Here is a 21284-nt window from a genome sequence, read left to right as displayed (position 1 = left end):
TTTCGCATGTTCCACATCAAATCCCTCGAACTGGTCCACTGGGACTACTGGCAGCGCATCAAGAACATTCCGCTGGATGCCAAGATCATCACCATCGCCGGTCAGAACGGCTCCGGCAAGACCACCTTGCTGGATGCCCTGCGCACGCTGTTCGGCCTCGACTGCTCCATGGGGCGCTCGTACAAGCATTACGCGCGTCACTCGGGACAGCAGGTCTCGTGGCTGCGCGCCGTGGTGGATAACAGCGTAGTTGGTCGGCAAGTCTCAAACAGACCGTTCCGCAGCTCCGGCCTCTACGATGACGAAGTCACGCTGTTCTGCCAGATCCAGAAGAACGGCGGCGACTGGAAGCGCCAGTACCTGATGCGCGGTGGCGCCGTCGAAATCGAGGCCGTGCAGGATGCGACCGACTGGCTCGGCCTGGAGACCTACCGCAAGCGCCTCGCCAACGCAGGCCTTTCGCCCGCGATGGCCAAGGTGCTGGCGCTGGAACAGGGTGAGACCGACAAGCTGTGCGAATACGCGCCGCGGCAATTGCTTGACCTGGTGTTCCAGGTATTCGGCGACAAGGAAGTCCTGGACGCCTACGAGGAAGCACGGCGCCAACAGCGCGAAACCGAAGCCGAGCTGCAGCGTTTCGAGGCGGAGCTGGTTGCATCCGAGACCAATGTGGAGAAGCTGAAGCTGCGCATGGCGAACTACCATCGCTGGGAAGGCCTGAACAAGGAGAAGCGCGACCTGCAGGAAGAAATCCTACCCACCTTGCAGTACCACGAAGCGCGCGAAAAGGCCGGACGCGAAAGCCAGACCTTGCTCGATACGAAAAAATCCCTGGCGGCACAGGACGCGCAACTGTCGTCGAAACGTGCCGAAGTTGCCGAACGCATGCAGACATTGAGCACGGCACACGAAAAGGCGAACGCGCTCGAGAAGGAACAGTCGGTGCTGCAGGAACGGTTGAAGCAGATCAACACCCGGCTCAAGCCGCAGGAAAGCCTGCTGGAGCGCAAATCCGAACTCCAGAAACGGGCAGCGGAAGCCGGCGAGGACGTTGCCGACATTGCTGGTAAAGCGGAACAGAAAGAGTCCGAGCTCCTGCAATTGCGCCAGGCGCGTCGCGACATTACTGCACGACTGGAAACTGACCGTGCTGCAATTGCGGCGCTGGAAGGCAAGGCCGCATTGCCCGAGCCGGAAAACGTCCGGTCCATGCGCCGCGCACTGCGTGAAGCAGGCATCGAACACGCGATGCTGCCCGACATCGTCGAAGTTACCGATCCGCGCTGGCAAGGCGCGGTGGAAGGCGTGCTGCGCAGCTACGCCTCGGTCGTCCTGCTGGAAAACACCCGCGACGCAGCGGCTGCCTACCGTCTGGGTGAGAAGGAGCGTTACGGACATTTCATCGTTCCGGAGCGTGTCAAGGCGCCCGAAGTGCGCGACCGCAGCCTGCTGTCGGTCGTGCGATTTTCCGCCCCTGCGCCCTCCTGGCTGATTGAGCAGCTCGCGCGCATTGCGCGGGTTGATTCGGTCGAGGACGGCATGCGGCTGGCGGCATCGGAAGAATGGATCACGCCGGAGGCGTATCACCGCGAACGGCGCGGCGGGCGATCGTTGTTCGTCGAGCAGGCACGTTACCGCTTCGGCCAGGCCGGACGCGCGCAGCGTCTGGAAGCATTGCGCAAGACGCTGCCGAAGCTGGAAGCGGAAGAAGACCAGTTGACCCTGAAGATCAGCAAGCTGGCCGGCGAAGTCAGCGCCCTCAAGGCGCGCCTGGCCGGTGTGGACGCCGCCAAGGAACTCGTCGCGCGCCAGGCGGAATTCGAGGAAGCAGAACGCTGCGCGCTGCCGCTGAAGGCGGAACGGAAAGAGGTTGGCGGACGCCTCGGTGAGCTGTCACCGTTGATTACCGATGCGGCGGTGGCACGCTCTCGCGCGGAGGATGCGTGGCAGGCCGCCAAGAAGACACTGGCCGACAGCGAATCGCACCTGCGTGTCGCACAGAAGCGCAACGCGGAAGACCGTGCGGCGCACGCGCAGGGACTGGCCGCGCTCCGGAAAACATGGCGTCACCTCCCCTCCGGCTGGCGCAAACTCGCCCGCCGCGAGGCCCTGGTGCAGGAACACGACAACGCGCACCAGGTGCAATTGCGACTCAACCATCTCAACGAAGATCTTGCGCGCGACGACTGGGAAACCGACGCGACAGTAGTCGACCAGCATGCACGCCTTCAGGCCATGCTGCAGACCCGCCAGCAGGAAACCGGCGAGCGCCGCTACCAGAACAACCGCGCCATCGAGGCAACCGACAATGCACGCGGTGCGTATATCGAGCGGCTGCGTTACACGATCAAGACTTACAGCCGCAACATCAAGGCATTGGGCGAACTGGCCAACATCGAGGTCCACACCGATCCGGTGCGGCTGGAGAACGACGACGTGCAGCTTGCCCAGGCAGGTCTGCATGTGCGCTTCAAGTTCGACGGCAAGGGCCCGATCGGGATGAACGACGGCGAAGCGTCCGGCGGCCAGCAGGTGATGAAGTCGCTGATCCTGCTGATCGGCCTGCTGAAATCCGACGAGGGCTCGGGTGGCTTTGTGTTCATCGATGAACCGTTTGCTCACCTCGATATCCGCAACATCCAGCTGGTCGGCGAGTTCCTCAAGAACACCGATGCGCAGTACCTGATGACCACGCCGCTGACACACAACACGGACGTCTACGATCCCTCGGAGCTGACGCTGATCACCAGCAAGAAGCGCAAGGATACGCACTGGGCGCAACCGATCTTCGTGCTGCAGCGGCGCAACGGAACGGTGGAAAAAGCTGCATGAACGCTGAACGCATTGAGCCGATTTCCCGCAACAAGCGCCGTCGTACGGCGGGACACATCGACTTCGACGCGTTAGCTATCCTGCCGTCCGAACAAATTGTCCTGCTGCGCGAGTGGCTGAAAAGCGAAAGCAGAATGCGCAAGTGGGACTCTCTGCTCAAAATCGCTGGTCCATCCCGCATCGAGACTGCGGAATCCCTTGCGAACGCTCTGGCCGCATGCGGTGCGGTCATCCTGGAGGAACGTCTTGCGTATTCGTCATGGCTGATCGAGTCGCTTGCCTGGCACGACTACGAAGCCATATGTGCATCGCTCGGCATGTCCACGCGAACGGTAAAACGCAATACGTTCACCGAGGCATGGGCGGCGGCCGCCGATAGGGTATGGAATCGCGACGCCTTGGCCGATGCGTACAGTGCCCTAGTTGATGCGGCTCCGGACGCGGGCCTGGCACGCCTCGAGCTCCTGTGCAAGCTCGACGAATGGCTTGGCCTCGGCCGCAGTGGCACGCGCCGTGACTTTGCGTTGTTCGCACGGGGAGCGACCAAGCAGATCAAGCCGGCGGAATGGGCATGGCTGTCCGAGTGCATCGACGTCGGCACATGCGGTGTAGACCAGCATGCACCTTCCTTGTCGATTGCCGGCGATGTGCAACTGACATTCGGCACCCGCTTGCTCGACGTCGGCGCAACCGGCGATTTCATCGCATTGAAACATTCGGTATTCGACCGTCTCACTGGCGCGGCGACACGCGCGACGCACTATCGGCTTGTCGAAAACCGGACCAGCTTTGAAAATCTGGCTGCCCGCTCAACGGCAAACAGCGCCGAGATTATTGTCTGGCTTCCGGGATATGCACCGGGCTGGTGGAAGGAAACGGTCAGGAAACTTCTCGATGCACTACCGCTTCCGTCGCGTATCAGTTGCGATGCCGATCCTGACGGTGTGCAGATTGTGCTCAATGCAGCCCGTCTGTGGATCGATCGCGGCTTGGAGTGGGAAGCGTTTGCGATGTCAGTCGACGATGCGGGAAGCGCCCGACATACCTTGCCCATGTCAGAGCGCGATGTGCGTCTGGCGCAATCTCTGCTCGAAATGCCGGTACTAACGCCGGAACTGGCATCGCTGCTGCAATGGTGTCTGAAGCACTGCCGCAAGGCAGAGCAGGAAAACTGGGTTTAGGAAACGCCACCCTGCTGCTGACGAGACCGGTTTCTCTTTTCCATCAAGGCCGACAGCAACGGCGCTGCGGCGTCGGCAATGCGGTCGAGGCTTTGCTCGCGCAGGCGGACAAGATCGACCGCTTCGACCTCGGCCATGCCGGCCCAACGCAACAGTGCGCCCAGCGTTTCGGGGAGGTCGAACAGGCCATGCAGGTAGGAGCCCATTACCTGGTCGTCCACGGAGCGTGCGCCTTCGGCGATGCCGCCGACGTGGAATGCCGGCCGCGCGGTCGCCGGACCGCGCGACACGCCCATGTGAATCTCGTAACCGGCCACCGGTGCATCGTCAAACGCACACTGTCCACTCACGCGCGACAAGGTCTTCTCGGTCGCCAGGACAGTCTCGATATCCAGCAGTCCCAAGCCTGCCGACGTGCCGGGCGCCCCTTCAACGCCTGACGGATCTGTCACGGTATTGCCGAGCATCTGGTAGCCCCCGCAGATCCCGATCACCTTTCCACCGTAACGCAAATGCTTGCGCAAGGCGTCGGGCCAGCCGTTCTCACGCAACCAGGCAAGATCAGCGCGTGTATTCTTGCTGCCCGGGAGGACGATGAGGTCGGCTGGCGGAATTGCATGGCCAGGGCCGACGAAACGCAAGTCCACGCCAGGTTGCGCACGCAACGCATCGAAATCGGTATGGTTGCTGATGCGTGGCAGGACAGGTACGACGATGCGGAATGTCCCCTTGTCCACCTGCGCCGGCTGGATCGCATCCTCGGCATCGAGGAAGAGTCCATGCAGGTACGGGAGCACGGCGAGCACGGGCTTTCCGGTCTGCTGTTCAAGCCAATCCAATCCCGGTTCCAGCAGGCTGATATCGCCACGGAAGCGGTTGATGACGAAACCGACGATGCGCGCGCGTTCGCTCTCGGACAGACAGCCCAGCGTGCCAACGATGTGTGCGAAGACGCCGCCCCGGTCGATGTCGGCAACGAGGATCACCGGGCAATCGACGGCCTCGGCAAATCCCATGTTGGCGATATCGCGTTCACGAAGGTTGATTTCCGCCGGACTGCCGGCCCCCTCGACGATGACGGACTCATAGGTGTCCGACAGCCTTTGGTAGGACTCCAGCACCGCCTGCATCGCGACGGTCTTGTACTGGTGGTAGTCGCGCGCATTCATGTCGGCGCGTACCTTGCCGTGGACGATGACCTGCGCGCCCGTGTCGCTGGAGGGCTTGAGCAGCACCGGGTTCATGTCGGTATGCGGCTCAAGGCCGGCGGCCAGCGCCTGCAGCGCCTGGGCACGGCCGATCTCGCCGCCATCGGTGGTGACCGCACTGTTTAATGCCATGTTCTGCGGCTTGAACGGAACGACGCGCACGCCCTCGCGCGCAAGCAGCCGGCACAGAGCGGCGACCACCGTGCTCTTGCCGGCATCCGACGTCGTGCCCTGGACCATCAGCGTGGAATACGGAAACCTCATGCGCGCCGCTCCTGCCATTGGCGCACGATTGCGGCAATCTGCGGCAGCCCTTCGGTAATCGCGCCCGGCCCGGGAGAAAGGATATCGGCGGATTTGACCTCCGCAACCATGCCCTCCTTCACAGCCGGAATGGCGTTCCAGCCCGGGCGTTCCGTCACTGTTTCGGGGCGGAATTTCTTGCCGCACCACGATCCGATGATGATGTCCGGTGCACGGTGCACGATGTCGAGTGGATCTGCGATGATGCGCGCCTTGGCGCTCGAATGACCGGCAAGTTCGGGGAAGACATCATCTCCTCCGGCGATACCGATGAGCTCGGACACCCAGCCGATGCCGCTGATCAATGGATCGTTCCATTCTTCGAAGTAGACCTTTGGCCGAACAAGCCATTGCGCTGCCTGAGCGCGCACAGTGTCGATCTGTGCCTGCAATTCGGTGACCAGTGTCTCCCCTGCTCCCTGCTTCCCCACAATCGCGGCGAGCGTACGAACCATGCGAAAAATCCCCGCCACGTCGCGCTGGTTAAAAAGATGGACTTCCACCCCGGCACCCGCAAGGTCGCGGCAAATGTCGGCCTGCATGTCCGAAAATCCAATCACGAGGTCGGGCTGCACCGCGAGGATGCGCTCGATCCGCGACGACGAGAAACCGCTGACCTTCGGCTTCTCTGCACGCGCCCTGGCCGGTCGCGTTGTGAAGCCGGAGATGCCGGCGATCCTGTCCTCGGCGCCGAGGGCGTAGAGCGTTTCGACTGCCTCGGTGCTGAGGCAGACAATGCGTTGGTAGGTCACTGCCGTTCTCCCCTTCGGCTTCTTGCCAGGTCGAGCTTTTCACAGAGTTGTGCGGCACCGGCAATGATGCGCGGTCCGGAACGATTGAAGAGGTCCGCGTCAAGCGCGAAGAGGTTGCCTCGACGAACCGCGAGCATCGACGGGTACTGCTTCCAGAACTCGACACCGCTCGTCGTCTGGTCGCTCCGGTCGCCGGTGACAATCACTTCCGGATTTTCCTGCAGCACCGCCTCGGGGCTGAGGCTGGGCGCAACCAGCGTCAGTTTGGCGAAAATGTTGTCGCCGCCGCAGACGCGGATGGCGTCGCTGATGATATGGCGCTCGTTCAGTGTATATAACGGCCGGGCCCACACCTGGTAGAACACGCGTACCGGGGGACGGTTCCGGTAACGGGTGGTCAGCGTGTCGATTTGCGTGCGCAGTTGCGACGCGGTCTGTTGCGCCTGTTGCGACGTGCCCATGAGTTGCCCCAGTTTCATGATCGCTTCGGGGATGTCTTCCAGCTTGTGGGGTTCGCTGTAGAACAAGGGGATCCCGAGCTTGCGCAGCTGGTCCATCTGGCGCGAGGACGCATTGTGCCGCCACACGACGAGCAGGTCGGGCTTGAGCGACAGCAGCCGTTCGATGTCGACCAGCCGGTTGTCGCCGACGCGCGGGATGTCGCGTGCCGCGGGCGGATAGTCGCTGAACTTGACGGTGCCGACGATACGGTCGCCGCCACCAGCAGAGAACAGCATTTCCGTCACGTGCGGCGCGAGGGAGACGACACGGCGCGCCGGCTGCTGCAGGGTGACCGTCTGACCGTCATCGTCGGTTACGGTAATGGCTGCCTGGGCATGAAGAGCGACGGCGCTCGCCAACATCAGCAGAAGCCTTTTCATCGGGTATTTCCTTGCGACGGGTTCCATGCGCCTAGCGCTTCCTGCAAGCGTCGCCAGCCGGATTCGTTCGGCGGCAGGCCGAGCCGGATACCCCGTGCCCTGTCTGGAAACAGCCGAACCCAAATGCCATGTTCCGCCATGTGGACGTGGAAGGCTTCCGCCTGCTGTTCGGGCCACCAGCGGTAAAGCGCGGTCCCGGCGGCGTGGATGCCAGCGTCGGCCAGCATGCCTTGCAAGCGCATGCCGTTCTGCACCAGGCAAACGCGCGCGCTCTCCTGCCATGTCCTGTCTTCAAGGGCGGAACGCCCGATGGTTTGCGCCGGCGTGCTCACCGACCACGGGCCGATCCATTCCGCAACCCGGTTCAACATGGGCGGTTCGGCGGCGACAAATCCCAGGCGCAATCCGGCCAGTCCGAAGAACTTGCCGATCGAGCGCAGCACGATCAGGCCAGGCCGATCCGCATGCGGCGCAACGCTGAGCTGCGGCATCACATCTCCGAATGCTTCGTCCACGACCAGCCACCCGCCGCGCGCGGCGAGATTGTCGGCCCACGCGAGCAGGAGTTCCGGCGCGACGGTCGCGCCAGTCGGATTGTTGGGATTGCAGACGACCATGACCTCGGCTTCTTCCACGTTCTGGTCAAGCAAGTGGAATGGTACTGCGCGCACGGCATGGCCCGCCTGGCGCCAGCAGTGGGCATGCTCCGCGTACGACGGCGCGGAAACGACAACGCGCGAGCGCGAACGCAGGCGTGGCAGCGACTGGATCGCTTCCTGCGTACCGGCGACGGCGAGCATGTGCGGCGCGCCATAGTAGGCCTGTGCCGCCTCCAGCAGCGCCGGATCGTCCTCGGGCAGTCGGTGCCACACCATCGCAGGCAGGACAGGCGCCGGATACGGCACCGGATTAAGGCCGGTCGACAGGTCGAGCCATTCTTCGACAGGCCGTCCAAATTGCCTGGCTGCTTCGCGGAGTTTGCCGCCGTGCTCAAGCATGGGCCATCCTTTCAATGAGAAATCCCATGGCGGCAGCAACGGCCAGCCATATGATGCAGGTTCGCGCAACCAGCCTCCACGCGCGTCTGATGTCGGTTGCGGCAGCAGGACGGCCGATGCCGAGCAAGGGCCGCTTCTCGATTTCACCGTCATATTCCGCCGCGCCGCCGAGTGCGAGGCGCAAGGCCCCCGCTCCAGCCGACATGACCGGTCCGGCGTTGGGGCTGCTCCACAATGCGGCCTGGGTGCGCCAGCACGTCCATGCGCTGCGGGTGTCGCCAAGGATGGCGTAGGACAGCGCGGTGAGCCTTGCGGGAATCCAGTTCAGCACATCGTCGGTGCGCGCCGCCATCCAGCCGAAGGCGTGGAATCGTTCATTGCGGTAACCCCACATGGCGTCCAGGGTATTGGCCAGGCGGAAAAGCAGTGCGCCAGGGCCGCCGGCGACGGCGAACCAGAACAGGGTGCCGAAGACGGCATCGTTGCCGTTTTCCAGGAGGGATTCGACCGCAGCCTTGGCCAGTTCCGGCTCGCCGGAGCAGCGTGTATCGCGGCTGACGATGCGGGAAGTCAGCATGCGGGCTTCAGCGAGTTCTCCCGCTTCAAGCGCTCGCGCGATGGGGAGCATGTGATCGCGCAGGCTGCGCAAACCGATGCAGAAATACAGTAGCAAGGCGTGGAGAGCAAAGCCCACCACTGCGGATGCAGTAGTAACAGCCCATGCAGCCGCACCGGCCAGCGGCAGTACGACGACCATCCATGCCAGCACGCCGCGCCATCGACGTCCATGCCCCTTGTTCATGCCGCGTTCAACGGTACCGGCAAATCTGCCGAAACCGACCAGCGGGTGCCATTTGCGCGGTTCCCCAAGCAACCAGTCGAGCACAATACCGCCTGCCATCAAGAGTGCCACCTGGGACAGTTCAAGACCCGTCAGCATGTCGGTCCTTTCAGCACAAGCGGCAATCCGGCGGCCACCCAGACCGCGCGTTCGCACCGGGCGGCAACGGCCTGGTTCAGCCGCCCCGCCTCATCGACGAACCAGCGCGAGATGGCTCCCTGCGGCACGATCCCCATGCCGACCTCGTTCGACACGATCACCACTTCGCCGGAAACTTGTTCGAGTGCGGAAAGGAAGGCATCCCGCTCGAGGAAATAGTGTTCCGGCGGATCGATGTGGCCAATTTCGGGATAGATCCTGCCATCGCAGAACAGCAGATTGGACAGCCACACCGTCAGGCAGTCCACCATGACGACATTGCCGGGCGCCGACATGTCGCGCAGGACGTTCCCGAGTGCGAGGGGCTCTTCAACTGTCATCCACGCTGTATCCCGGCGCGCGCGATGGTGGGCGATGCGCGTCTGCATTTCAGCGTCCCCTGCCCTCGCGGTCGCCACATACACCACAGGCTTCCCGCTCGAAGCGCACAGGCTTTCCGCATAGGCGCTCTTGCCGGAGCGAGCGCCACCGAATACAAGGCTTCGTGTCATGACGCTGTCGTTACCATTCCACACCGGGCTGTGCCGCAATGCCCGCCGCAAACGCATGCTTGACCGGCTGCATTTCCGTGACGGTATCGGCAGCGGCAATCAGTTCCGGCGGCGCCGCACGTCCCGTGACGACGACATGCTGCATCGGCGGGCGGGCACGCAAATCCTCAACAACACGGTTCACGTCGAGGTAGCGATACTTCAGTGCGATATTCAGTTCATCGAGCACCACAAAACCGATGCTCGGATCGCTAAGGAAAACCTTCGCGCGTTCCCACGCACGTTCAGCAGCGGCGATGTCGCGTTCCCGGTCCTGCGTTTCCCAGGTGTAGCCCTCGCCCATGGCATGGAAACTGACCTCGTCCGGAAAGCGCTGCAGGAACAGCTCCTCGCCGGTCGACTTGGCGCCCTTGATAAACTGGACCACGCCCACCTTCATCCCGTGGCCAAGGGCGCGTATGGCCATCCCGAAGGCGCTTGAACTCTTGCCCTTGCCGTTCCCGGTGTTGACCAGCAGGACGCCGGCATTGCGCGATGCGGCTTCGATCTTGCGATCGACCACGTCCTTCTTGCGTTGCATGCGCGCGCGATGGCGCTCGTTGATGTCATCAGTCATTGTTTCCCTCTTCGGCGGGGATGAATATAGTGCGCCGTCCATGTTGCACGGCTTCGATGGGATAGCCGAGGCAGCGGCTCAATACCGGGGCGGTCATCACCTCTGCGACCGGGCCCGCCAGCCATTCGCCGTCGCCCATCAGCAGGAGCGCATGCGTGGACACGCTGTGCGACAGATTGAGGTCATGGCTAACCAGCACGACCGTCTTGCCTTCGGACCGGCACAGCCGCGCCAGCAATTCCATCACGCCGACCTGGTGTGCGAGATCGAGTGCGCTGGCCGGTTCATCGAGCAGCAGCAACGGAGTTTCCTGTGACAGGACCGCCGCGATGGCAACACGCTGGCGCTCGCCACCGGAGAGCGTGCGCACGTCGCGCTCGGCCAGGTGCCCGACGTCGAGTGCGCGCAATGCGGCGTGGGCGATCCGGTAGTCCGCTTCGGCATCCCAGTAGCGGTCATCCTGATAGGGATGCCGAGCAGCCAGTACGGTATCGATGGCGCGGTAGCCAAAGGCGTCGTTCCGGCCCTGTGCAAGGTAGGCGCGCTCGCGGGCAAGTGCAGGCAGAGGCCACTCGCTCAATGCGCGCCCGCCCATATGAACACATCCGTGCTCGGGCGACCGCAGGCCTGCGAGGGTGCGCAGCAAGGTGCTCTTGCCGGCGCCATTGCGGCCGATCACGCACCAGCATTGCCCCGCATCCACGGTCCAATTCAATGCGGCGACGAGCTCACGATCGCCCGCACGCAATCCCAGGTTGAGCGTTTGCATGGCTTATTTCCTGTGGATCTGGTGCAGTTGAAGGAGGAATACCGGCACACCGATGAGGGCGGTGATGACGCCGACCGGCAACTGCTGCGGGGCGACCACGGTACGCGCCAGTGTGTCAGCAAGCACGAGGAAGGTTCCTCCGGCCAGCGTCGCCGCCGGCAAGAGCAGGCGATGATCCGGGCCCCAGGCGAAGCGGCATGCGTGCGGCACGATCAATCCGACGAAGCCGATGCTGCCCGCCGTGCTGACCGCGCTTGCCGTCAGCAGCGCGGAGAAAAGAAAGAGTCCCTGGCGCAGCCGTGTCACGCGGATGCCAAGCGTTACTGCCGCTTCGGCATGCAGCGCCATGACATTGATCGCGCGCGCCACCCGCACTGCGAAAACGAGCGCCGCCAGCCACACTATCCAGGGCAGCCAGCGCGCCTGTGTGGCGGAAAGATCGCCGATCAGCCAGAACACCATGCCGCGCAGGCGATTGTCCGGCGCAATCGACAGCATGAGCGTCACCAGAGCGCCACAACCCGACGCGATGATGACGCCGGTCAGCAACAGCATGGGCGCACTGCCATCGCCCGCACTGCCGCGCAAGTCGCGCCATGCGAGGGCGAAAAGCAGGAATGCGACAGCAATCGCACCGGCAAACGCCGCAACGTCCACCAGCCATGCCGCGGTGAAAAAGAGCATCGCGGTCAGCGCACCCACGGACGCGCCGCCGGACACGCCGAGTACGTACGGGTCCGCCAGCGGATTGCGCAGCAATGCCTGCATCATCACGCCGGCCAGTGCGAGCGTGGCGCCGGTCACAAACGCCGACAGCGCACGCCCAAGCCGCAATTCAAGCAAGGTCGCCGCCAGCGTGGATGGGTTGCCTGCGGCGACCTCGCCCAGCGCTCCGAACAGTTCCGTGACGGACAAAGACACCGAACCGACGCCGCAGGCCAACAGGATGCTGCACACGGCTGCCACCACCAGCACGGTGAGGATCGTGATGGCACGGCGGCGTTCGCGGAATGCGGGCAGCATGATGGCCTCGGTATGCACGGTGTCCTTGCCTTTCTTACTTCATCGCGTAACGCAGGCCGACGAAGACGTTGGAGCCGGCCGTGTTGTAGAGGCGGGTCAGCTCATAGGTCTTGTCGAGCACATTGTTCCAGCGTGCGAACAGGTTCCAATCTTTCGACAAGTCAACGCCGGCATGCAGGTTCAGCACGCCATAGCCGCCTAGTCGCGTCGTGTTCGTCGCGTTGTCGAAGCGGTCACCCGAGAAGACGAGTTCGCCACCGGCCGTCCATTCGCCAGTCTTGTAGTCCACGCCGAGCGTGCCGTGCTTCTTCGCACGGCGGGCAAGCTGGCGCCCTGTCGTTTCGTCCTTGTGATCCTGCAGATCAAGCGATCCACGGAAGGTAAAGCGCCCGACCGATGTGCTCGCGCCAAACGTCAGGCCCGTTAGCAGTGCTTCATTGACGTTATAGGTGCAGCCGAACGGGAACGCGGCAGGAGTGACCGGGCAAACCGGCGTGAAGACCAGCAGATTCGTCAGGCGATTGCGATAGTAGACCGCGCTGTACTGGCTTGTGCCGTCTTCGTAATACATGCCGATTTCTGCATTCTTGCCCTTTTCGGGTTCGAGTGTCGGGATGCCGAAATTGGGAAAGTACAGTTCATTGAAAGTCGGCGCGCGGAAACTTGTCCCTGCGCTCGCGTTGACGCGTAGCGCGCCGGTCAGCCGGTAACCGTAGGAAATGCTGCCCGTCGTGCGCGAGCCGAACTGCGAATTGTCGTCACCGCGCACGCTCAGCGCAGCAAGATGGGCGCCGCGCCGCAATTGGTAAGCGGCTGCAAGGGAATTGGTCGTGCGGTCACGATTCATCGCGGCCTCGGTCGACTCGACATCTTCCTTGCGGTGTTCCGCAATGATCTGGACCAAGTCCGAGGTACCGACAGTGAAACTGTTCTGCCAGCTGATCGTTGTCTGGGTCGTATCGAACTCGGTATGGCCGAACGACGCGTCATTGGTGCTGTGGTCCGCCGACTGCGACAGCTGCACATGGCTGTTCCAGTTCGGAAGGATCTTGTTCTTGGCATAAAGGCTGTAGGCACCCACCCTGGTGCGCGTCCTGTCGTCCATCGTGGGGCCGGAATCGAACTGGTTCTTGAGCAGGCTGTGCAGGAAGGTTGCGCCGAGCTCATGCCCCTTGGCCAACTCGTATCCGAATTGGCCGCTGGCGCTGCTACTGGTATAGCCGTCCTTATCGGCATTGAACGAGAAGTTGCCACGCTTTGTGGCGGAGAACCCGTCCGAGCGCTCGTGTGCTGCACGCACTGCGTACCGGAAGCCTTCGCTGGAGCCCGATACCCCGGCCTCGGCGTTACGCGTGCCATAGGTGCCTGCGCCGACGGAAACGACAGGAGCAGGCGCTCCGTTCCCTTGCTTCGTGAAAATCTGGATCACACCACCGACTGCATCCGCGCCGTACATCGTACTGAGCGGGCCGTATACGATTTCCACCCGGTCGATCTGCGACAGCGGGATGGCATTCCAGCTCGTACCGCCGCTGGTGGAAGAACCGACGCGTACGCCGTCGACCAGCACGATGTTCTGCTTGTTATCTGCGCCGCGGATAAAGATGGACGATTGCGTGCCCGGGCCGCCATTGCGTGCGAGCTCGATACCACGCTGACGCTGCAGCACGTCCGCGAGCGAGGTGCCGCCCGACTTCGCGATTTCTTCCGCGGTAATGACGACGTTATCGGCCAGGACTTCCCTGGCGATCTGGGGCGAGCGCGTCGCGGTGACGACGACGGAATCGAGTTTTTTTTCCTGCGCGTAGGAGGAAACGGAAAATGCCGCGGAAACGGCGACAGCCATCGCAAGCGGCTTGCCTGCGCGCAGAAGAACGGGTGATGTCATGACAAAGTTCCAGAGAAAGACAACCAGCCCGCTTCCCCGCAGGCTGGATGAACAGAAGTTCCGGACAGGTTTGACGATCAGGAATCGCAACACGCCGCAAGGCATGCCGCATTCGCGTCGCGAAGATCCCCGTCCGCACACTTCCACCTGTTCTGGCCGGTATCCGGGCTGACAAGGCGAAGCGGCCGACCTTCCCATGCAGACTGCACAGTGGCTATGAAGGACCGCTTGTCAATGCGGAATGTGGAGACGCGACATTCCAGGTGACGCTTGTTTACCGTTGCGGGGGCAGCACACGTTAGCTTGCTGGCAAGCCTCGTGTTTCCCGTTTAACTGCACGCATGAACATGCGCGCGGGCACCAAAACCCGATCATTTTAAGGCTTGCAATACAGACCGACAACAAGGAAAAGTGTCATCCGCGGCGTTTGTTATCTGTTTGATAATCGATTGTCGTGAGTTCGCCATAGGCGATGCTGTTTGGAGTAGCGGCGGCCATTGACGCCATTTCCTCCGGCGTCGCGGCCTGCGTGGCGGCATGCAGCAGGCGTATGGTCCCGGCATGCGCGATAACAACCGCAGAACCCGTCCGTCGCGCGCACAAGGCTTCATGAAAGGACTTCACCCTCCCTGCCACATCCAGCAGGCACTCTCCATTGCCGGGCCGATAACGCAGCAGGTCAGCGGCCCACGCATCAATCTCCGCACGGGGAATGCTGTTCCAGGCCTGCATTTCCCACGCACCGAAATTCATCTCGACGAGGCGTGCGTCGAAAACCGGCTCGGCGCCGAGCGCACACGCGACCTCCTCCGCCAGCGAGCGGCAACGCTTGAATGGGCTGGAAAAAACGGCTGCGCCAGCAGGCAATACGGGAAGGAGTTGCGACAGCACTTGCCGTTGATGTCCTTCATCGACACCCAGATCGGTGCTGCCGTAACACACGCCTTCCTGCACGACAGGACGGGCGTGCCGGATGAGGTAGAGGCGCATTACGGTGCGGCGACCGCGAGAACGCCGAGATAGAACGCGACCTCGCTCAACTGCTGGATCGCACCGAGGCAATCGCCTGTGTACCCGCCGAGTCGCCGAATACACTTTCGCGCCAGCCATCCCGCAGACAATGCAGCCAAGGCCGTGCCTGCGGCCAAGGCGCTCCAGGAAAGCAGACCGGTTGACACGATGACCATCAGTACGGCGAGGACCGTCACTGAAGCAATGGCAAATTCGAAATTGGACATGCGCTGCGCAAGCGGTTTGGATTTTCCTTCCTGCTTGACGTAATCCAGCTTCCAGATCAACACCGTCGCCGCAAGGCGGGAGAGCGGATGCGCAAGCAAGAGCGATCCAATCGCAACCTGCACCGGCAGCCCTGACAGCGTTGCGCACTTAAGCCCCAGCAACAAGCCAATGCCGATCGCGCCGTACGCGCCAATGCGTGAATCGGTCATGATTTCGAGGACACGCTGTTTCGTCACGCCCCCGCCAAGGCCGTCGCAGGCATCGGCAAAGCCGTCTTCGTGGAAGGCGCCGGTGAGATAGATGCCGGCTGCCATGGACAGCAGGACCGCAACCACCGGCGGCCACACCATTTGCGCGAGCGCGTACACCGCAGAGACGGCCACGCCCACCACCACCCCTACCGCCGGAAAATAACGGCTCGCCTGATGCAGCCAGTCCACCTCGAACCCGACCCAGCGAGGGATCGGAAGGCGCGTAAAAAACTGCACTGCGATGAAGAACAGGCGCACCTGGTGAACGACGCGTCCGGTGGCCGGAGCAGATGTTTGCATCGCCTACTTGTCCGCCGAACTGACCTGTGCGGATTCGAACGTTGCCATCTCGCGCAGGAAGTTGACCGCGGAATGCAGCAGCGGAATCGCCAGCGCGCATCCGCTGCCCTCGCCCAGGCGCAGCCCGAGCTGGAGCAGCGGACGGACGCCGAGGTGCTCCAGCATATGCCGGTGGCCGCGTTCGTCGGAACAATGCGAGAACACACAATAGTCGAGGATCGCCGGCTGCAGACGTGCGGCAACCAGCAAGGCGCTTGTCACGATAAAGCCGTCGATCAGCAACACCATGCGGCGCTCCGCGGCACCGAGCATGGCGCCCGCCATCATCGCGATTTCAAATCCGCCGAACGTCGCAAGGATGTCCATCGGATCGTTGACCACCGCATATCGCGCCACAGCCTGTTCAATGATCCGGCGCTTGTGTTCGACGCCCTGCTGCGACAGGCCAGCACCTGCTCCGACGCATCCGGCAACGGGTACACCGGTCAGCTTGTGCATCAAGGCCGCCGCCGCGCTTGTATTCCCGATACCCATCTCACCAAAGCCGACGACATTACCCTGCAGCGTCGCGGCCAGCGCCTGACCATGGCGAAGCGCCATGGAACACTGGTCCGCGGTCATCGCCGGCTCGATGCGGAAGTTGCGCGTTCCGTTGGCCACTTTCCTGTCGATCAAGCCCTCGCGGAACCCGAAGTCGTGATTGACCCCGGCATCGATCACGTGCAGGGCACAGCCGTTCTGGCGCGCGAACACATTGATTGCCGCTCCCTCTGCGAGGAAGTTCTCCACCATCTGCCAGGTGACGCTTTGCGGATACGGGGACACGTTTTCCGCCACGATGCCGTGATCGCCGGCGAATACCAGGATGGCGGGATTCTCGATACGGGGCGCAGCGGTGCGCTGGATGAGGCCGATTTGTTTCGCCAGTTGCTCGAGCATGCCGAGGCTGCCTAGCGGCTTGGTCTTGTTGTTGATGGCGGCGTCGAGCGCAGCGGACAGCGCGGAATCGGCCGTAGTCTGGATGTGAGGAATATGCATGGTTGTGCCACGACAGGCGTGGCCAGGAAAAGTAACTGGGGCCGCGGCAAACCCCGTCCGCGGTGACGCCGTTCCCGTCGTACGAAACAGGGAACCATTCCGGCCGGTATCCGGGCTGGCAAGTCGGACCGATCAGCCTTCCCATGCAGTGCACAGTGGCGTGGAGTAATCGGCCGTCGCGTGAGGCGACGCTTGCTTACCGTTGCGGGGGCAGCACACGTTAGCTTATTGGCAAGCCTCGTGTTTCCCGTTTAACTGCGCGCATGGAAACGCGCGCGGGCACCAGAACGCGCAAAGTGTATGCGCGCCGCATGTTGGAGTCAATTCGGCAAGAGGACTACAGGAATTGTTTCCTGCGCGCCCGGCTGCAAGTAAACTGTCGGCATCTTTCCAGCGCAACAAGACAACCAACATGAAAAACAAGGCCGAATACTATAGCCAGCAATACAACGCGCGGGCCATGATCCCCGACCACCCGTACATCTTTACCCGCTGGTTGAAGGATTCCGCCCAGGCACGGCGTACGCATGCCGCCCTGTTCGACCTCCCCTACGGCGAAGCGAGCGGCGAACGGCTCGACTTTTTCCCGACCTATCGCGGCGACGCGCCACTGCTCGTCTTTATCCATGGCGGTTGGTGGCGCTCGCTGGACAAGTCCGACTTTTCCTTCATCGCCCCCGCCTATACGCGCGCAGGCATCAATGTCGCCCTGACGAACTACACCCTCGCCCCGGAAGCGTCCATTGCGGAGATCGTCCTGCAGCAACTGCGCGCCCTGGCCTGGTTGTATCGCAACGCCGAAAAATACGACTTCGATCCCAAGCGCATCGTCGTTGCCGGCCATTCCGCAGGCGCCCACCTCGCGGCGATGATGATGGCAGCCATGTGGCCGGTGTTCGGCGACGACCTGCCGGCGGACCTGGTGAAAGGCGGCGTCCTGCTGTCCGGCGTCTACGACCTGGAACCAGTGCGCCATGCAGACTTCGTCAATGTCGACCTGAAGCTGGGCGAGGACGACATCGCCCCCTTGTCGCCGTACCGCATGCCGCAATCGCACGCGGCACGGTTCATCACTGCGTTCGGAGGCCATGAGTCCGAAGAATTCGGGCGGCAGACGGCATTGATCGCAAACGCATGGAAGCAGAACCACGTTGTCGATGTTGCACTGCCGGAGGCGAACCACCTGACAATTTGCGACGCCTTCGCCACGCCGGGCCATGCGCTGCAGCAAGAAACCATCAAACTGATTGAAGCCACCGCCTAAGTGCAACACTTCGGAAAGCCGCACTTTGACCATGTCGCGCATGAGATTATGATGTCCAAGTTGCGCGCAAGAAAACCGTGACTGATAATCGAACCCATGACAGGACATCCTGCCTGGGTGCGTCTGTCGCGGTTTCACGCCATCCGTAAGACAAAAGCTGACAACACCAATAGGAAAGCATCACCATGACCGACGCAGCAGACGACGATCTCGAAGCACTGTTTGAAGAAGTAGCCGCCCACCGCGCCGAAACAGTCGCCGCTCCTGCCGCCCAACCGGCGGCAAGCCCGGTCGAAGCCGAACCCGTCGCGGTCATGGACGCCGGCGAAGGCATTGCAGCTGGCGACGACGAATTCGTCGACCAGTCCGGCAAGCCGATGTATGAACGCCTCGGCGGCATCGTCCGCATGCTCCACGACTCCTTGCGCGAACTCGGCTACGACCGCTCGCTGTCTGACGTCGCCAGCCAGATCAGCGATGCGCAGGGCCGCCTGAACCACGTCGCCAGCCTGACCGAGCAGGCGGCCAACAAGGTGCTCAACGCGGTCGACACCTGCATGCCGGAACAGGAAAGCCTGGGCAAGAAGGCGCATGACATGGAGAGCCGCTGGGCGCAGCTGTTCGACGGCAAGCTCAGCATCGACGAATTCAAGGCGCTGGCAGGCGACTCGAAACAGTTTGCCGCCGTCGTCATGGAAGCCACCGAGGCCGAGAAGGCCCGCCTGCTGGACATCATGATGGCCCAGGACTTCCAGGACATCACCGGCCAGTTGATCAAGAAAATCGTCAATATCACCAACCGTGTGGAAAACGAACTCGCGCAACTCCTGCGCGATAACGCTCCGCCGGAAGTCAAGGCGGCGATCGCCGAAAACAAACCCGTTGAACTGATGCAGGGTCCGTCCGCACCGGGCGCCGCGATGGCGCAGGACGACGTGGACAGCCTGCTTGCCGACCTGGGGTTCTGATGGACGACATGCTCAAGGAATTCGTCGTCGAGGCGCTCGACCTGGCGACGAACGTGGAGGAGCACCTGCTCTCGCTGGAGCGTTACCCGAACGACAGCGATACGCTCAATGCGCTGTTCCGTTCCTTCCACACCATCAAGGGTGGCGCAGGCTTCATGAACCTGCCGGCAATCGTGTCGGCCTGCCACTTGACCGAAAACCTGTTCGACGCGCTGCGCACCGGCAAGGTGCCCGTGACGCCGGCGGCGATTGAAGCCGGGCTGCAGGCGAGCGGCTTTGTCGGCGACCAGTTGAAACAGCTTGCCAATGGCGCCGCACCGGACAGCCTGCAGGCGATGCCCGCCTCGCTGGAAGCGCTCGTGGCGCAGGCGATCGAAGGCAATGCAGCGGCGCCAGTCGTCGCGGCTGCGCCCGCGAAGGCTGAGGCCGCGCCGGCACCGGCTGTCGTGGAAAGCACCGTCAGCGCCGACGGACTGGACTGGGAAGCACTTTACCGTGCAGTAGTCCCCGCGGGCACGCTGTCGGAAAAGCCGGCCCAGGCTGCGCCCGCGCCGCAGGCAGCACCTGTTGCAGCCGCCAGCGTCACGCCGATTCCGAAACCGGCCGCTGACGAAGGCGCCCGCGCCGTTCCGACCCAGGTCAAGGAAGACACGATCCGCATTGACGCGGTCAAGCTCGATGCACTGCTCGAAGTCGCCGGCGAGTCCGTGCAGGCTGCGAATCAGGCCGCGGTGCTGCTCGAGAAACTTTCGCAGTTCAAGTTCGACGGTCAGGCCGCCGCGCTGATGTCGACGCTGCAGGAAACCTTGAGCCGCGCATCGCGCTACTCCACGGAACTCCAGCGCGCAACCCTGTCGACCCGCATGCAACCGGTCGGCCGCCTATTCCAGAAATTCCCGCGCCTCGTTCGCGAGCTCGCAAGGGATCTCGGCAAGGATGTCGAACTGGTCATCGAAGGTGCGGAAACCGAAGTGGACCGCGTGGTCGTCGACAGTCTCTACGACCCGCTGGTGCACATGCTCCGCAATTCGCTCGACCACGGCATTGAAACGCCGGATGAACGCGCGAGCACCGACAAGCCGGCCAAGTCGACCATCCTGCTCAAGGCATGGCAGGAAGGCAGCAGCGTCATGATCCTGGTATCGGACGACGGCAAGGGCATGGATCCGAACAAGCTGCGCAGCAAGGCGATTGCCAAGGGTCTGATCAGCGACAACGCGGCGCAGAGCAAGGAAGAAGCGCTGCAACTGATCTTCCTGCCCGGCTTCTCGACCAAGGAAGTGGCATCCAGCGTGTCTGGCCGCGGCGTTGGCATGGACGTGGTGAAGACGGCCGTCGAAAAGCATCGCGGCGCGATCCGCATCGAGTCCGACCTGGGCAAGGGCACGGTGTTCACCATCCGCCTGCCAATCGAACTGTCCATCGTGCCGACCATGCTGGTGCGCACCGCCGGTGCTGCCCTCGCCCTGCCGATGGCGGTCGTGGAACGCGTGGTGGAATTGCCGGAAGAGTTCGAATCGGTTGGCGGTTCTCCCGTCCTGCGCGACCAGGGCAGGCCGCTCGCGGTTCGCTCGCTCGGCGGCGTCCTCGGTTACGATCCCACAAGGGAAAAGGTTGGCATCGTGATCGCCGCGCCCCAGCCGTACATTGTCGCGGTGGAAGCCGTCGACGGTACCGCCGACCTGGTGATCAAGCCGCTGACCGCCTTGTCCGTGTCCGGCGTCAACGGCACGGCCCGCTCCGCAGAAGGCGAACTGGTGCTGGTGATCAGCCTCGCCTTTCTGCTCGACGGCTGCAAATCGGCGGCCACATCGCTCCTCGCCGCCTGATGCAAGAGATCCCGGACGTATTCACGTCCGGGGTGCTTCCCTTCCCCGTGATTTTCCCTGCGCCGCTCAGGCGGATTGGCGTCTTGCCGCGTCGAAATCCTCGCGCAGGGGTGCGGTGTCATAGATGATCGTCAGGCTGGAGAAGCGCGAGCGGTCGGCATTGAGTGAAAAGACATCGACGCAGTCGAATTCGACCATGCGCCCGTTCTTCAGTGTCCAACGGTAATGGAACTGCAGTGCTACCGCACCTGATGCCGACTCGAACATGTTGACGAACGTGGTTTCAGAGCGGTTCGTGTCGCCGAACAGGCCGGCATAAAACGGCGCTACCGGCATCCTGCCGTACAGCGGCGAAAGAACGCTCGCATCCGGCTCAAACAGGGCGAGCACGCGCTCGAGCTTGCCCTCGTTCAGCGCAGTCAGGTACTGCTCGCAAAGCTCTTTTGTCGTCAT

At 62.8% G+C, this 21284-nt stretch carries 19 protein-coding genes and 2 riboswitches; of the genes, 5 read left to right on the top strand and 14 right to left on the bottom strand.

Features of this window, described 5'->3' with window-relative positions; all coding sequences use genetic code 11:
• Positions 1 to 6: 6 nt before the first annotated feature.
• Both ACNOHI_RS07590 and ACNOHI_RS07585 read left to right on the top strand, forming a co-directional pair.
• Positions 7 to 2832, top strand: coding sequence for an ATP-binding protein (locus ACNOHI_RS07590; protein WP_420474069.1), 2826 nt, complete (start codon positions 7 to 9; stop codon positions 2830 to 2832).
• Positions 2829 to 4013: a hypothetical protein gene (locus ACNOHI_RS07585; protein WP_420474068.1), complete on the top strand. Its 1185-nt coding sequence runs from the start codon at positions 2829 to 2831 to the stop codon at positions 4011 to 4013. Before ACNOHI_RS07590 ends, ACNOHI_RS07585 begins: the two co-directional genes overlap by 4 nt.
• On the opposite strand, the gene ACNOHI_RS07580 is transcribed toward ACNOHI_RS07585, so the two are convergent.
• From ACNOHI_RS07580 to cobT, 13 genes are all read right to left on the bottom strand, one after another.
• Entirely contained in the window at positions 4010 to 5485 is a 1476-nt protein-coding gene (locus ACNOHI_RS07580; protein ID WP_420474067.1) for a cobyric acid synthase, read from the bottom strand. The genes ACNOHI_RS07585 and ACNOHI_RS07580 overlap by 4 nt on opposite strands.
• Positions 5482 to 6276 carry a cobalamin-binding protein gene (locus tag ACNOHI_RS07575; protein WP_420474066.1) on the bottom strand — a complete coding sequence of 265 codons (795 nt, stop codon included), beginning with the start codon at positions 6274 to 6276 and terminating at the stop codon, positions 5482 to 5484. Before ACNOHI_RS07575 ends, ACNOHI_RS07580 begins: the two co-directional genes overlap by 4 nt.
• Positions 6273 to 7157, bottom strand: coding sequence for a cobalamin-binding protein (locus ACNOHI_RS07570; RefSeq protein ID WP_420474065.1), 885 nt, complete (start codon positions 7155 to 7157; stop codon positions 6273 to 6275). The genes ACNOHI_RS07575 and ACNOHI_RS07570 overlap by 4 nt, the downstream gene beginning before the upstream one ends.
• Positions 7154 to 8155 carry a threonine-phosphate decarboxylase CobD gene (gene cobD, locus ACNOHI_RS07565; RefSeq protein ID WP_420474064.1) on the bottom strand — a complete coding sequence of 334 codons (1002 nt, stop codon included), beginning with the start codon at positions 8153 to 8155 and terminating at the stop codon, positions 7154 to 7156. The genes ACNOHI_RS07570 and cobD overlap by 4 nt, the downstream gene beginning before the upstream one ends.
• Complete coding sequence (cbiB, locus tag ACNOHI_RS07560) at positions 8148 to 9095, bottom strand: adenosylcobinamide-phosphate synthase CbiB (RefSeq protein ID WP_420474063.1); 948 nt, start codon at positions 9093 to 9095, stop codon at positions 8148 to 8150. Before cbiB ends, cobD begins: the two co-directional genes overlap by 8 nt.
• A complete protein-coding gene (cobU, locus tag ACNOHI_RS07555; RefSeq protein WP_420474062.1) occupies positions 9089 to 9646 on the bottom strand; it encodes a bifunctional adenosylcobinamide kinase/adenosylcobinamide-phosphate guanylyltransferase in 558 nt (185 codons plus the stop codon). The genes cbiB and cobU overlap by 7 nt, the downstream gene beginning before the upstream one ends.
• Before the next feature lie 10 nt (positions 9647 to 9656).
• The gene (cobO, locus tag ACNOHI_RS07550) at positions 9657 to 10262 is read right to left on the bottom strand and encodes a cob(I)yrinic acid a,c-diamide adenosyltransferase (RefSeq protein WP_420474061.1); all 606 of its coding nucleotides are present in this window, start codon (positions 10260 to 10262) and stop codon (positions 9657 to 9659) included.
• The gene (locus tag ACNOHI_RS07545; protein ID WP_420474060.1) at positions 10255 to 11031 is read right to left on the bottom strand and encodes an ABC transporter ATP-binding protein; all 777 of its coding nucleotides are present in this window, start codon (positions 11029 to 11031) and stop codon (positions 10255 to 10257) included. Before ACNOHI_RS07545 ends, cobO begins: the two co-directional genes overlap by 8 nt.
• Before the next feature lie 3 nt (positions 11032 to 11034).
• Entirely contained in the window at positions 11035 to 12054 is a 1020-nt protein-coding gene (locus ACNOHI_RS07540; protein WP_420474349.1) for a FecCD family ABC transporter permease, read from the bottom strand.
• A 34-nt stretch (positions 12055 to 12088) separates the two neighbouring features.
• Positions 12089 to 13942 (bottom strand): TonB-dependent receptor domain-containing protein, encoded by a 1854-nt coding sequence (locus ACNOHI_RS07535; RefSeq protein ID WP_420474059.1) that lies wholly within the window; start codon positions 13940 to 13942, stop codon positions 12089 to 12091.
• 136 nt (positions 13943 to 14078) lie between these two features.
• Positions 14079 to 14322, bottom strand: a riboswitch (cobalamin riboswitch).
• A gap of 34 nt (positions 14323 to 14356) precedes the next feature.
• Positions 14357 to 14932, bottom strand: coding sequence for a histidine phosphatase family protein (locus tag ACNOHI_RS07530; RefSeq protein ID WP_420474058.1), 576 nt, complete (start codon positions 14930 to 14932; stop codon positions 14357 to 14359).
• The gene (locus ACNOHI_RS07525) at positions 14932 to 15732 is read right to left on the bottom strand and encodes an adenosylcobinamide-GDP ribazoletransferase (RefSeq protein WP_420474057.1); all 801 of its coding nucleotides are present in this window, start codon (positions 15730 to 15732) and stop codon (positions 14932 to 14934) included. The genes ACNOHI_RS07530 and ACNOHI_RS07525 overlap by 1 nt, the downstream gene beginning before the upstream one ends.
• Positions 15733 to 15735: 3 nt before the next feature.
• Entirely contained in the window at positions 15736 to 16770 is a 1035-nt protein-coding gene (gene cobT, locus ACNOHI_RS07520) for a nicotinate-nucleotide--dimethylbenzimidazole phosphoribosyltransferase (protein WP_420474056.1), read from the bottom strand.
• A gap of 83 nt (positions 16771 to 16853) precedes the next feature.
• Positions 16854 to 17072: riboswitch (cobalamin riboswitch) on the bottom strand.
• Between the two features lie 110 nt (positions 17073 to 17182).
• On the opposite strand from cobT, the gene ACNOHI_RS07515 reads away from it, so the two are divergent.
• The 3 genes from ACNOHI_RS07515 (at position 17183) to ACNOHI_RS07505 (ending at position 20831) form a co-directional block, all read left to right on the top strand.
• Positions 17183 to 18034 carry an alpha/beta hydrolase gene (locus ACNOHI_RS07515; protein ID WP_420474055.1) on the top strand — a complete coding sequence of 284 codons (852 nt, stop codon included), beginning with the start codon at positions 17183 to 17185 and terminating at the stop codon, positions 18032 to 18034.
• A gap of 185 nt (positions 18035 to 18219) precedes the next feature.
• A complete protein-coding gene (locus tag ACNOHI_RS07510; RefSeq protein ID WP_420474054.1) occupies positions 18220 to 19002 on the top strand; it encodes a protein phosphatase CheZ in 783 nt (260 codons plus the stop codon).
• Positions 19002 to 20831, top strand: coding sequence for a chemotaxis protein CheA (locus ACNOHI_RS07505; RefSeq protein WP_420474053.1), 1830 nt, complete (start codon positions 19002 to 19004; stop codon positions 20829 to 20831). The genes ACNOHI_RS07510 and ACNOHI_RS07505 overlap by 1 nt, the downstream gene beginning before the upstream one ends.
• Positions 20832 to 20897: 66 nt before the next feature.
• On the opposite strand, the gene ACNOHI_RS07500 is transcribed toward ACNOHI_RS07505, so the two are convergent.
• Positions 20898 to 21284, bottom strand: a complete 387-nt coding sequence (locus ACNOHI_RS07500; protein ID WP_420474052.1) for a nuclear transport factor 2 family protein — start codon at positions 21282 to 21284, stop codon at positions 20898 to 20900.

The organism is Noviherbaspirillum sp. ST9, assembly GCF_048799745.1.
GTDB lineage: Bacteria > Pseudomonadota > Gammaproteobacteria > Burkholderiales > Burkholderiaceae_D > Noviherbaspirillum.
The sequence above is the reverse complement of the archived record's forward strand: the minus strand, read 5'-3'. Positions and strand labels throughout refer to the sequence as shown.